Annotated in this window: 12 protein-coding genes; 10 read left to right on the top strand and 2 right to left on the bottom strand. The window is 32.7% G+C overall.

The window, feature by feature from the left end:
• Positions 1-337: 337 nt before the first annotated feature.
• Complete coding sequence (locus B7R67_RS11225) at positions 338-700, bottom strand: group I truncated hemoglobin (protein WP_208615648.1); 363 nt, start codon at positions 698-700, stop codon at positions 338-340.
• A 328-nt stretch (positions 701-1,028) separates the two neighbouring features.
• On the opposite strand from B7R67_RS11225, the gene B7R67_RS11230 reads away from it, so the two are divergent.
• Together B7R67_RS11230 and B7R67_RS11235 are read left to right on the top strand one after the other, a co-directional pair.
• Positions 1,029-2,102, top strand: a complete 1,074-nt coding sequence (locus B7R67_RS11230) for a hypothetical protein (RefSeq protein WP_088070464.1) — start codon at positions 1,029-1,031, stop codon at positions 2,100-2,102.
• A 146-nt stretch (positions 2,103-2,248) separates the two neighbouring features.
• The gene (locus B7R67_RS11235) at positions 2,249-2,824 is read left to right on the top strand and encodes a hypothetical protein (protein ID WP_088070466.1); all 576 of its coding nucleotides are present in this window, start codon (positions 2,249-2,251) and stop codon (positions 2,822-2,824) included.
• Between the two features lie 231 nt (positions 2,825-3,055).
• Here the strand turns inward: B7R67_RS11235 and B7R67_RS11240 are convergent, their stop codons facing one another.
• Positions 3,056-5,668 (bottom strand): right-handed parallel beta-helix repeat-containing protein, encoded by a 2,613-nt coding sequence (locus B7R67_RS11240; protein WP_088070468.1) that lies wholly within the window; start codon positions 5,666-5,668, stop codon positions 3,056-3,058.
• A gap of 485 nt (positions 5,669-6,153) precedes the next feature.
• On the opposite strand from B7R67_RS11240, the gene B7R67_RS11245 reads away from it, so the two are divergent.
• From B7R67_RS11245 to B7R67_RS11275, 8 genes are all read left to right on the top strand, one after another.
• Positions 6,154-6,888 (top strand): YveK family protein, encoded by a 735-nt coding sequence (locus B7R67_RS11245; protein ID WP_088070470.1) that lies wholly within the window; start codon positions 6,154-6,156, stop codon positions 6,886-6,888.
• A complete protein-coding gene (locus B7R67_RS11250; protein WP_088070472.1) occupies positions 6,878-7,537 on the top strand; it encodes a CpsD/CapB family tyrosine-protein kinase in 660 nt (219 codons plus the stop codon). Before B7R67_RS11245 ends, B7R67_RS11250 begins: the two co-directional genes overlap by 11 nt.
• Before the next feature lie 264 nt (positions 7,538-7,801).
• Positions 7,802-7,960 (top strand): hypothetical protein, encoded by a 159-nt coding sequence (locus tag B7R67_RS22305; RefSeq protein ID WP_167374911.1) that lies wholly within the window; start codon positions 7,802-7,804, stop codon positions 7,958-7,960.
• Between the two features lie 14 nt (positions 7,961-7,974).
• Positions 7,975-9,807, top strand: coding sequence for a polysaccharide biosynthesis protein (locus tag B7R67_RS11255; RefSeq protein ID WP_088070474.1), 1,833 nt, complete (start codon positions 7,975-7,977; stop codon positions 9,805-9,807).
• 15 nt (positions 9,808-9,822) lie between these two features.
• Positions 9,823-10,698, top strand: coding sequence for a UTP--glucose-1-phosphate uridylyltransferase GalU (gene galU / locus B7R67_RS11260; protein ID WP_088070476.1), 876 nt, complete (start codon positions 9,823-9,825; stop codon positions 10,696-10,698).
• Between the two features lie 42 nt (positions 10,699-10,740).
• Positions 10,741-11,892: a glycosyltransferase family 4 protein gene (locus B7R67_RS11265; protein ID WP_088070478.1), complete on the top strand. Its 1,152-nt coding sequence runs from the start codon at positions 10,741-10,743 to the stop codon at positions 11,890-11,892.
• On the top strand, positions 11,877-12,992 hold the full coding sequence (locus B7R67_RS11270) for a glycosyltransferase family 1 protein (RefSeq protein WP_088070480.1): 1,116 nt from the start codon (positions 11,877-11,879) through the stop codon (positions 12,990-12,992). Before B7R67_RS11265 ends, B7R67_RS11270 begins: the two co-directional genes overlap by 16 nt.
• Entirely contained in the window at positions 12,989-13,879 is an 891-nt protein-coding gene (locus B7R67_RS11275) for a glycosyltransferase family 2 protein (RefSeq protein ID WP_088070482.1), read from the top strand. Before B7R67_RS11270 ends, B7R67_RS11275 begins: the two co-directional genes overlap by 4 nt.
• Positions 13,880-13,899: the final 20 nt, after the last annotated feature.

A 13,899-nucleotide genomic window follows, 5' to 3' on the forward strand; every position in this document is an offset into this window, starting at 1 on the left:
CGAGCATCCTTTCGTTCCAATCAACTCATTCACCAATACGAGTATTCATTAAAAAACGATTTAAATATCCTTTACTTAGAACAAGTTACTAAACAGTTGAATTCTTTTATCTAAAGATTAGTATTTAATATTTTAAACTAATGATAAAAATCAAAGAGATGATTTGAATTTGATGGTTTTATAAATACGATTAACATTTCTATTCATAAATAGATGCAAAAATACTAACTTTATTTTCAAAAATGTTCACTTAATGACATTTTTCATATTGACCGATATATATTTCAACACTCTGAAAAAAGTTACTACTTAAAATAGTAGCTTTTTTACTTCGTCGTTATTTATATTGGATATCATCTCTAAGTGATTCAACTTTTGCTAATGCTTGATCAATGTCAGCTTCAGTTACACCAAAATGAGCTAATGCATCATGAAGATGTGTAGCAATTGCATTAAAATGCTCGGGTTGAATATTCATTCCTTGGTGTGCTTTTGACATTGATTTGCCTGTGTATTGATTAGGTCCACCTAAAGCGAAACTAATAAATTTTGTTTGATGGCGGCGTTGCTTTTCCATATCAGTTTTTTCGAAAAAAGGGTTTACTGTTTCATCTTTTAGGACTAATTCATCGTAAAAATAATCTACTACTTTTCCAACTGTGTCTTCTCCACCATATTTTTCATATAAAGTTTGATCCATCATCTAACATCCTTTCATATTAGCCTAAAACTAGAATCCCCGAAGAAACCTGCAAATATTACTAAATTTTAACTGTATATAACTAGTTAATTTAGTAAGCTATGGCATTTATATCTTTATATTTAACTAAAATTTGGTAAGATGGCAATGCATTTCCTAGCATTTTTTAGTAGTAGAGAATGCATTTATGTATCGTTACTACTAAGAAGAAAATCGTGAAAAATGTCGTTTTAGTTCGAAAGATATATTTAGACTGTATTTTCTGAATATTATATAATTTAAATATTACGATTAAATTAGCAATTAATTTAAGTTTAGGAGAGATAAAATGAAGAAAAAAGGAAACAAATTGATGTTAACAATGTCAGCAGCATTAATTGCTTCTGCATTAGTTCCGACATTATCCAGCGCAGCTACAAAACTAGCGGTTAAAAAAGTAACATTTGTGAACTTAAAAACAGTAACTGTTGAATTTACTGGTGCCGTAGATAGCAAAACAGCGTTAAAAGTAGCTAACTATAAGTTTACAAGTGGTGTGACGGTTTCAAAAGTTGCATTATCAGGAAACAAAGCAACTTTATTCCTAAAAGGTGCTGAAAGTAAGACTACATCATTTAAGTCGACTTTAACTGTGTCGAATATAAAAGATAAAAAAGGAAACGCAGTCACTCCTTTTAAAACAACAGTTAATTTTGTCGTACCCTCTAAACCAGTCGTGTTTACGAAAGCTCAAACTTTGGATGTAAACAAAAACGGTAAAGTTGATGCAGTTGCTGTCACTTTAAATCAAAATGTAACTGGTGTCGATAAAACTGATTTTAATGTTGCTGGATACAAAGTAACAGGTGCTTCTACGAAAGGTTCAGTGGCAACGCTTACACTTGAAGAGCAAACGCCAACTATTGCAAACGTTAAACCAACCGTTTCGTTAGTTGGAGAAATAAAAGATTCAAGTGGTAAAGCAGTAAAATCGGTAAAACCTGTACAAGCTTCACTTGGGTTCTTATCGGTAAATTTAGGTGGAGAACGCTTTAATTTTAATCCAACTCAGCAATTTGCAGTAAAAATAAAGCTAGTTGATACATTTGAAAGACCGGCGGGTTCTCAACTAAGATTTAAAGTTGAAATTAAGAGAGATGGAAAACCAGTTAAAAATTTACCATTTAATTATGTTATTGATGATTCATCAACTGATGAAAATGGGGTTGCATACATACCAAATAATAGAGAAATAGAAGATATGTATTTATCGCTATTTAAAATTGGTGATGGATTCCCAGTTAATTTTACATTAGCACTAAAAACACCAGGACTATATGACATAAGTGTGGCACTAGTGGATCATAATAAAAATGATAGTTTGGTAGATGGTGCTTCTTATCAGTACTCAGTGACTAATTAAGTTAGGAAAGCTAAAGGTTGAAAAAATCTTTAGCTTTTTTCTTCATGAGATGAACTGAAATATTTACTAGTGGAATGACATATAAAGTGATCCCTCTAATATATTAATGATATAGAATCTATTATTTAGTGGTAGGGTGTGAAAATATGGGACAAAAAAAACAGAGGAAAAAAGGATTCTACATTGTTACTCTTGGATTATTGATTTTAATAATTAGCACATTGGCCTACTTCAAATTTTCTTCGACAGCTAGTACAGCTCCTCACATAACAACCGTACAGTTAGATTTATCCAATAAAGAACTGACAAAGACAACTGATTTAATCTATTTAAAGCAAAATGAAAAAAATGGTACACCGTTTGAGATAAAACATATTTTAGAAAATAGCGGAAATAAGGATATAACTAGAATTAATTTGGAAGGTCTACTTCTTCAAAAAAAGAATCAAAATGAAGCACAGTTTTTATCGATTAAAACGATTAAGTTTGGACATCAGCTTTACACTTTAAACGATTTAAAAAATCTTGGAATTGATTTAAATAAAGATGGTAAAGTTTCATTAGTTGAATTTTCGAGAAATCAGTTTCCTTTAGGTAGTTTAGTTAAGGGTAGTAAGCGGGAGTTTGTTCTTAATGGAGAATACTTAAAAGGTTTGCCACCATTTAATAGTGGGAATGAGGAAGCTAGGGTTATTTTGGATTTGTCTTATAAGATTGAGTAGGAATAAATCGCAATGAAAGTCACTACCTAGTCTAGTTATTTAGTGTTAAATTTTATCGTTAAAAAAATCTCTCTTTAATCGGAGATTTTTTTTGTTAAAACTGTATTATGTACGCCTAATCAATTCGTATTGAACAAATTGATTAGAACTTTAATCAGTTCAACTGTCTGAGAATGTCAGATAGTAACAAAGAAAAATTAATTACAGTTGAACTCAATTAGAAATTGCTATTTAAGAGACTGTGTTGTTTTTATTAATGTCTTTAGATGTTAGTGCAAGTGTGTTATTTATTAAAGTGTTGTTTTCAACATCATACGGAGGTGCACCAGTTCCACCATTCGTTGTGTCAATTCCAACTCTTTTTACTTTAGAAGTTAATTTGTTTCCGTTGATTGTAGCTCCTTTCACTTGGCTTGGGGAGTTTTTCCACGCGTCACGGCCAATTTGAATAATTGGATGATCTGCAGTAATTGTTACACTGTCGTTAATTGTGTTGTTAAGAAAGGCAAAATTTGTTGCATTATTGACTAAAATAATATTGCCAGGTACCGCTTTGTCAAAGTTAAATGTTGAATTTGAGATAGAGACATCTGGATATCCATTGTCATTATCAAGAACAAACGTAGCATTTTTAAACTGTCCTTGATTTATAGTCACTTTTCCAGTACTGAAATTTAAATTTCCATTTGTAATAACTGGATTATTATAAGTTCCAGCCGCTAAGCGAGATTCAACAGGATTCGTAAAAGTAACATTGGAATAGACATTCGATGCAAGACCAGTGCCAGCGATCGCATTGTTTCCTTCTATATTAATATTATTAATTGTTAATGGCTTGTCCCCCCATATAGCGAAACCATGAAGCTCTGTATCTTGTCCAGATGAAGTAAAGGATAGATTAGAAGCGTTTATACCATTTACAACCGTTTGGGTAAAACTTATATCCGAATCTATGCCAATAAATCCGTCTATTACTATATTTTCTCCACTATCAAATACTGCGCCGCCACTTGTAAATTTGTTATTCACAAAAGTAACATTAGATGAGCCATCACTACTTACAAAAGTTGAACCATCGAAATTATTATTAGAAGCAGAAACACCACCCCAGCTAGTTGATGCAAAACTAGCGCCAGGACCAAAGTAATTATTATTCGCAATTGCATGGCCACCATAAGCAAGTACCAAGTGAATTTTATTATTCAAAAACTGATTATTGCTAATTTCTGTATTTATGCCAGGGTAAAAACCTGGTTCCAAATCGACTCCACTACCTGGAGCAATTCCACCTATGTCATGAATTTTATTATTTAAGATTTTCACTCCATCTGTACCAACTAAACTAATACCTTGTCTACGGTTATTACCAATATCACAGTTTTGAATGAGTAAATTTTCCGTAACTGCAACGGTCATCATTTGGACGCCTACATTTGCAGTACTACTTGCGTTAAAGACTGCTCGCCAAGAAACTGCTTCGTCTGGTATTTTAGAATAACCAAATGATGAGTTAAAATCTTGATCCTTATCAACTTTAATTAAGCTTCCATCATTGCGGTAATAATATAGATCATATTTACCGTTTAATCCGTCTGGATTCCACATCATTATATTACGGTAATGAGGATTTTGATATGCTGGGTCGCTAAGTGCAATTTGCTTTGTGCGAATTTTTCCTGTTTGGCTAATAGGATTGCCATTTGCATCTAATCCACCTAGTTCTAAGTTTGTTGAATCAATTGACACACCTGTGATGGTTGTACCACCAGCTTGAATGCCATCACCTGTAAAATCTGAAAACTTAACACCATCGATTGTGACATTAAGGGCTCCTTCTGATAGAATCCCAAATCCCCATTCATGTGTACCTGTTGTATAAGGACCTACATAAGTGTAGTCATGAGTAGTTCGATCTCCTTTTAAAGTCCCACCCTTAATTGCTACATTGATAATTTCTCTACCAAGTGAAATAACTGCGTATTGTTCCCACTTATTTGTTTCTTTTTGAATAACTGTATCGGTGTCCATTAAGAATGTCATATTACTAACCATATTTATTTGGGCGTTATTATCTCGATCTTCTATCCCTTTTGCAATTAAATAGGTTCCACCAAGTACGTGGAAGGTAGAATAGCCGTTTGCTTGTGCCCATTGAAGTGCGCTATTAAAACCGTTCGTTGTTTCAATTGGATGAGTCCCATCATTATAGATTCCCCATCTAGTTCTTTCTGAAGAAGTTAGCTCATAGATTGTTCCTGGTGGAGTGACAATCGTAGTGTCTTTTTTAACAACTGTAGAATTAGTAGAAGAATTTCCGTATGCGTCTCTAGAAACGGCTTTAATTGTGATGTTCCCATCATTAAAAGTACTTACATTAAACGTAGCTGAGAAATTGCCACTTGAATCTGCAGTTGTATCTTTCGATAGAGAATGAGTGCCATCACTAACAGTGAGACTTACTTTTTGATTAGCTTCAACCTTTCCATTAACTTGATATGCACTCTGATTTTGTATTGTAACATTGGTGACACTAAATAGAATCGATGGCCCAATCGTATCTTTTAAAACAGAAAGCTTAGTTTTCCCACTTGTATTTCCTTTTGTATCCTTTTGATATGCTTCGAAACTTAGTTGTCCATCTTTTAAGCTGCTTAGATTTAATTTAGTAGAGAAGCTACCGCTTGAGTTTGCCTTTACAGTAGTAGATACCGTCTTGCTGTTTGAGTCTTTAAAAGTTAAATAGACTGTACCATTTGCTACGCCACTACCACTTACTGGGTATGAGTTAACATTTAAACTTGTTACAGTTAATAACTTATTAATGACAGGATTACTAATCGCCAAATAGCATTACACTCCTTATTAAAATAGAATATTTATAAAAATAGTATATTTTTTAGAGAACAGATTGCTTGTACAAATTAGTAGAAATAAAAAGATAGTGAAAGAATCTATTATAAAGAGGAGAATAGGAGATTATTACCCCGGTGTTCATTCAAGAGAACAACTTTAGTCACACTTTCATCTATTTACTTATACGGAGAGTGGTAACATTAATAGGGATTTCTAATTAAATAAGCACGAGTTAATGGTAGATTGAGTTAGTAAAAAAGATGTAAATTTACAGAAAATATTATTGACTTGTTCTTTATAAAGAATTAGAATTAAATTCATAATTAATGAAATTTTCAGTTTTTGTAAGAAAAAATGTCATATTAAATAAAAAGACCAAATAAATATAGTACAACTCATTTTTTTTTAGGGGAGTGTTCGTTATATAGAATCTAGCAGTTGTTTTTTAATAAAATAATTTAGTAAAGGTGGTTCCAATGAATTTAGGGAAACAGGACATTTCAATTAAAAATGTAAGAGCGAAGGAAATTGATGTAAGAGAGTACTTTGATGTCATTAAAAGTAGATTTTGGATAATTATTGTTTTTACACTTTTAACAACGTCAGCGGGCTACCTTTATCAAAAATATTATAGTAATTATATTCCAATTTATAAATCGTCTACGAGAATAATGATTAATGCAACCAATGATTTGAGTACGTTAGCCGTTATGATTAATGATCCAACCGTTTTAGATAAAGTTAATAATAATTTACAATTAAATCGTTCGACAGATGCCTTAGCAAATCAATTAGTAGTTGAAAGAATAGCAAATTCAACTGTTTTTAGTATTACAGCGCAAGATACAAATCCAGCTGTAGCGAGTGAGATTGCGAATGAAACGGCAAGAGTATTTAAAGAAGAAGTTAGTAATCTACTAAATTTTAAAAACGTCCAGTTATTAACACCTGCAAAAGAAAATCCTAATCCGATTAACCAGCAGAGTAATAAAATGATTATGATTGCGTTCGTACTAGGTATTGTTATTAGTATAGCTTTAGTATTTTTATTGGACTCATTAGACCAAACAATAAAAAGACAAGGTGAGGTTGAGGAAATTTTAGGAGTGCCTGTAATTGGTATTGTATCGAATATGAATAAGAGAAAGTTATTAAGTGAGAAAAAGAAATACAAATTCATACAGACTGCGGGTGAGAGTATTGATATTTAGTAAAAGAAAACCAACCCCAACAAGTAAGAAAAGAAATCTTGTAACTTTTACAAATCCAAATTCGCTAATATCTGACCAGTTTCGAACGATCCGAACAAACCTACACTTTTTAACCGAAGAAAGAAAGAATAAAGTCCTTTTAATTACTTCAACGGGTAAGGGAGAAGGTAAATCGACAATTACAGCTAACTTAGCTGTTTCAATGGCTCAACAAAAAGAGAGAGTTTTATTAATAGATGCTAACCTGAGAGAAGCTTCTATCCACAAAATTTTCAAAGTTTCAAACAATATTGGATTAACAGATTTGTTAACGAGACAGCTAAATCTTGAAGAAGTTGTGACAAAAACTGAATTTGGAAATTTAGATGTGCTGACTAGCGGTGCGATTTCATATAATCCAGTTGAGCTTTTGGCTAATTCTACAGTTAAAGAATTGTTTAAAAAAATAATGGATTCTTATGATATTGTCCTAATTGATTCACCTTCAATAAATGAATTTACAGAAACAAGAGTACTTGCAAATCAATGTGATGGCGTTGTTTTAGTATTAAATCGTGGTAAAACCGACATTGAAAATACAAACGAGGCAAGTAGAATCATTGAACTGTCTCACGGGAAATTAATCGGTGCAATCTTTAATGAGAAGTAAAAATTTTACTTCGTTGTTCTTTATTAAGAATCAAGATTTTTTTTACTAACTTAATAAATTTGGTGATGTCTACTTTCCGTTATCTATGTAGGCACTCGATCATGCTGTGGGTTGAAATAAACCTTAGACGCCGGTCGTCGAGAGTGTGGTGTGAGGATGGGTTAAATGCCCGTATTATTTAATTTACTTAAAGTACATATGTATGGGTTTTAAAAGAACCTATACATATGTATTTTAAAAAACTACTACTGGAGTGTTTTAATTATGGAAAATTATAATCCACCTAAATCAGTAAAAAAAGTGATTCGGTTTATTCATCAAGATGCTTCCAAGGATCAATTAATTGTCATTCAAAAATTACTGGAGTATGCGATTAATAGTCGAATAAAAAAATTAGACTCGATAAAAAGAATGATGGGTTAGAAAGGAGTAAACAAATGACTTATAAACAAAGGCTATCATTATTTTTAATCGTAGATTCCATTATTGTTTTAACTTCCGTATTTATAAGCTATTTTTTAGTCCAAGCAACAATCTATGTTTTTGAATCTGCAATTATTATGATTTCTTTAGCATTGCTTTTTAGCCATCATTTTTTTTCGATAAAGCTTAACCTATATAAGAAATCATGGGAATATGCAAGTATTGGAGAGTTAGTCATTATTTTAAAGGTTGTTTCATATTCAATCATAACAGCATACTTGGCCCAATATATTCTTTATCCAAAATCATACTTTCGACTTTTTGTCGTTACGTGGCTATTACATATGCTATTAATTGGCGGGTCAAGATTTATATGGAGAATGTACCGCGATTTCGTATTCAATAAAAAAGACCAAAAGAAAAGAACTTTAATCGTCGGCGCTGGATCGGCGGGTACGATGGTTGCAAGGCAATTGTTAAAAAATAGTGAAAGTGATCTTTTTCCAGTAGCTTTTATTGATGATAATGTAAAAAAACATGAACTACATATTCTTGGTATTCCGGTAAAAGGCGGAGTAGGAAATATTGTAGAGATTGTAAATGAGCTATCCATTGAAAATATCATTATCGCTATACCATCTTTAAGAAGAAGAGAATTAAATACGATTTACCAGGAGTGTGCAAAGACAAAAATTAGTACAAAAATTCTTCCGATGATTGAGGATTTAGTAACTGGAAAGGTTTCAGTTAATCAGTTTCGTGACGTACAGGTTGAAGACCTTTTAGGAAGAAATGAAGTAGATATGGATATCGAAAGCATTTCTGATTCGATTACAAATAAAGTTGTGTTAGTTTCTGGAGCAGGAGGATCAATTGGATCTGAAATATCTAGACAAGTATCACGTTTTAATCCAAAACAACTAATTTTATTAGGACATGGTGAAAATAGTATTTATTCAATCGAAATGGAGCTTAAAGAAAGATATAGCGGCTCAGATATACAATTTATAACTGAAATTGCTGATTTACAAGATGCTAAAAAAATGATGGCAGTTATGGAAAGATATAATCCGGATGTAGTATACCATGCAGCTGCACATAAGCATGTACCACTAATGGAGCGAAACCCGGAAGAGGCTTTTAAAAATAACGTAGTTGGAACGATGAACATTGCAAAAGCAGCAAGTTGGTATGGTGTAAAATCCTTTGTCATGATTTCTACTGATAAAGCCGTTAATCCAACTAGTGTAATGGGAGCATCTAAAAAACTCGCTGAAATGATCATTCAAGATATGGATACGAAAAGTGATACAAAATTTGTTGCTGTTCGATTTGGGAATGTTTTAGGAAGTCGTGGAAGTGTGATTCCATTATTTAAAAAGCAAATTGAAAAGGGTGGACCAGTAACAGTTACACACCCAGAAATGGTACGTTATTTTATGACAATCCCGGAAGCTTCAAAGCTTGTTATTCAAGCAGGTGCGTTGGCAAAGGGTGGAGAAATATTCATTCTTGATATGGGTGACCCGATAAAAATAGTCGATTTGGCAAAGAATCTAATTCTGTTATCAGGTAATTCTATTGAAGAAATTGGTGTGGAATTTACTGGTATGCGCCCAGGAGAAAAGCTATTTGAGGAACTCTTAAAAGCGGATGAAGTCCATGAAGAGCAAATTTATCCAAAAATATACATTGGAAAAACGACAGAATTATATACACAAGAAATTGAAGAGTTAATTAAAAATTATTCAACGTTAGATCAGGACACACTGAGAGAAAAATTATTGGATATCTCAAACTATCGAATAAAAGCTCAATCACCAACAGTTTTACCAATTTCAGGTTAAAAGGAGACCGTAAAAATGAAGGTAAGAAAAGCGATTATCCCTGCTGCTGGCCTAGGTACTAGATTTCTACCAGCAACAAAAGCAATGCCAAAAGAGATGTTACCAATTGTAGACAAACCTACAATTCAATATATTGTTGAAGAAGCAATTGAATCAGGTATTGAAGATATTATTATTGTAACTGGTAAAGGTAAAAGAGCAATTGAAGATCACTTTGATCATTCTTTTGAATTAGAACAAAATCTATTCGAAAAAGGTAAATTTGAATTATTAAATGCTGTTCAAAAATCATCAAAGCTTGTAGATATTCATTATATTCGTCAAAAAGAACCAAAAGGTTTAGGGCATGCAATTTGGTGTGCTCGTAAATTTATAGGAAATGAGCCGTTTGCAGTATTATTAGGGGATGATATTGTAAAGGCTGATACACCTTGCTTAAAGCAAATGATTGATCAGTACAATCGATATAACGCTTCAATCTTAGGGGTACAAACGGTAGATAAAAAGGATGTTTCTAGATATGGAATAGTAGATGGCAGTTTAATAGATAATCAGTTCTATAATGTTCACAGTCTAGTAGAAAAACCGAAACAAGAAGATGCACCATCAAACTTAGCGATTCTAGGTCGTTATATCTTAAGCCCGAGAATATTTGATATATTAAGTAATCAGAAGCCTGGAGCTGGAAATGAGATCCAACTGACTGATGCGATTGCAGAACTTAATAAATATGAAGCAGTTTATGCTTACAACTTTGAAGGAACTCGTTATGACGTAGGTGAAAAGTTAGGTTTTATTAAAACTACACTTGAGTTTGCCCTTAATCGAGCAGATTTGAGAGAAAGTGTACTAGATTATTTAACAGCGTTATTGAAAAATGAATTAATTTAGCAAACTAACTAGATAGAAAATTTTTGTTAATGGGTGAAAGAAATGGCTAAAAAAGTACTTTTTTGTGCAACTGTAGATTATCACTTTACTGCATTTCATATGCCGTATATAAAATGGTTCAAGGATAAGGGATGGGAAGTACATATAGCTGCAAAAGGAGATATACAAATCCCCTATGCAGACCAAAAGTTTAATCTATCCATTCAGAGATCTCCAATTAATTTAGGAAATATCAAGGCTCTAAAACAACTGAAAAAGATCATTGATCAAAATCATTACGATATCATACATTGTCATACACCAATGGGGGGCATTCTGACCCGTCTTGCAGCTCGTAAGGCTAGAGCTAATGGAACCAAAGTTATTTATACAGCCCATGGCTTCCATTTTTGTAAGGGTGCTCCAATGCTTAATTGGATAGTCTATTATCCAATTGAAAAAATCATGGCTCATTTTACTGATTGTTTAATAACAATTAATAAAGAAGATTATGAACTAGCTAAAAAAAGTTTGAAAGTAAAAAATATCGAACATATTCATGGAGTTGGAATCGATACGGAGATTTTTAAACCAATCGATGAACCGGATAAAAGAGTCTTAAAAAAGTCATTTGGTTACGATCCAGATGACTTTTTACTTTTTTATGCGGCCGAATTCAATAAAAACAAGAATCAACAATTTCTACTCAACTCATTGGCATTAATAAAAGATGAGTTACCGAATGTAAAGCTTTTACTCGCAGGCGAAGGAGCCTTACTAGATGAATGCAAAAAATTAGCAAATCGTCTCGGTATCTCCCATATGGTAGACTTTTTAGGCTTTAGAAAAGACATAAAGGAGATTCTACCAATGTGTGATGTTGCAGTCGGTTCAAGCCTACGTGAAGGATTACCAGTCAATATCATGGAGGCTATGGCATGCGGGTTACCGATTTTAGCTGTAGATAACAGAGGACATAGAGAACTTGTTATTAATAACAAAAATGGATGGATTGTCAGGAGAAATGACTTAAATGGCTTTTCGAATGCCCTTAAAGACCTCGTGAATAGAAAAAGTCTAAGAGAGAGATTAGGTTTTAGTAGTAGAAAAATTGTTCTGAGAAAATATAGCATCGAGAAAGTAATGATGAGAAAGAGTAGGGTTTATAAAAGCTATATGAATGAAACGGAGGATACTATGTGGGCTACCCTTTAAGAATCTTACATACGGTTGTTAATATGAACCGAGGTGGAGCAGAAACACTAATTATGAATTTGTATCGAAATATTGATCGAACGAAAATACAATTCGATTTTTTAACGTGTAAAGAAGGGGCATATGACGCTGAAATAATCGCTTTAGGAGGAAAGATTCATAGAATCCCTTATGTAACGGAAGTTGGCCATTTAGGCTATATAAAAAAGCTAGAAAAATTTTTTAGAATCAATTCAAATTATAAAATTGTCCACTCACATATGGACAAAATGAGCGGTCTAGTTTTAAGAGAAGCTAAGAAAGCAAATATTCCTACTCGAATTGCACATAGCCATAATACAAAAAGTGAAGGTGGAGTTGCATCCCAAATTTACAAATGGTATGCAGGAAAACAGATCGAGTCAAATGCTACACATTTGTTTGCTTGTTCTGAATCTGCAAGTAAGTGGTTATTTTCTAAACGCTCGAATGAATCACTAATTTTGAAAAATGGAATTGAATGTGAAAAGTTTCATTTTTCAATGCAGTTAAGAGAGCAAATTCGAGAGGAATTAACGATCTCAAGTGATTCTTATGTGATTGGACATATTGGCCGATTTAATCATCAAAAAAATCACCTTTATTTATTGGAGATATTTGCCGATCTACTGAAGAAAATGCCTAATGCAACATTAATTTTAGTTGGTGGAGGCACACTTCAAGCAAAGATCGAATCGAAAATAAAAGAACTGCAAATCGAGAAATATGTAAAGCTACTTGGGATTAGGGATGATATTCATAAGATTCTTCAAGCAATGGATGTTTTCGTTTTTCCATCCTTACATGAAGGTCTACCAGTAACTTTAATTGAAGCGCAAGGTGCTGGTTTACCTTGTATTATTTCAGATTCGATTACAGAAGAAGTAGATATGGGAATGGGATTAATACAGTTTTGCTCCTTGTCTGAAAAGGAAAAATGGATTGAGAAAATTTTAGACGGGGCAAAAAGAGAATTTCCACGTAAAAATGCTGAAAGTGCATTGAATCAAAAGGGATATAATATCCGAAGAACAGCCGAGATTACGGAAAAGACATATATCTCTCTAGGGCGTACGACATGAAGAAACTCACTGTATTTACGCCAACTTATAATCGAGCGTATTGTCTTCATAATTGTTACGAAAGCTTAAAAAATCAAACATGTAAAGAATTTGTGTGGTTAATTATTGATGATGGTTCATCTGATGAAACAAAGGAATTAGTTGAAGGATGGATTTTAGAAAATGTAGTGGAAATAAACTATGTTTGGCAAAAAAATCAAGGAATGCATGGGGCGCATAATACGGCTTACCAGCTAATAAAGACCGAATTAAATGTTTGCATTGATTCAGATGATTATATGCCAATAGATGCGGTGGAAAAAATTATTGGTTTTTGGAATCAATATGGTAACGATCACGTAAGTGGCATCATTGGTTTAGATGCATATACAGATGGCAGAGTAATTGGTACAACACTTCCGGTTGATAAGAAGCAATCGAGATTATTTGATTTATACAATAAATATGGTGTAACTGGCGATAAAAAGCTAGTTTATCGTACTGAACTAACAAGACAATTTCCATATCCACTATTTAAAGATGAGAGATACGTAGGCTTGGCATATAAATATCATATGCTTGATAAACAACATGAGATGCTGTTAATGAATGAAATTTTATGCTATGTCGAATACCTTGCTGATGGCTCATCATTAAATATGTTCAGTCAGTATATTAAAAACCCTAAAGGATTTGCATTTTATCGAAAAGAAATGATGAAATTACCGTTTGCGAGTCTATCATTTAAATTTCGGCAAGCTATTCATTATGTTTCTAGTAGCTTAATAAGTAGAAATTGGAATTTCTTAAGTGAAACACCGAATAAGAGTTTAACAGTTTTAGCCATACCATTAGGTGTGACGTTATATTTTTATATTACAACAAAAACAAAGACAAAAACCGCCTAATAGGAACGGTTTTGTTTTTT

It is taken from the genome of Gottfriedia luciferensis, assembly GCF_002156865.1.
Taxonomy (GTDB): domain Bacteria; phylum Bacillota; class Bacilli; order Bacillales; family Bacillaceae_G; genus Gottfriedia; species Gottfriedia luciferensis.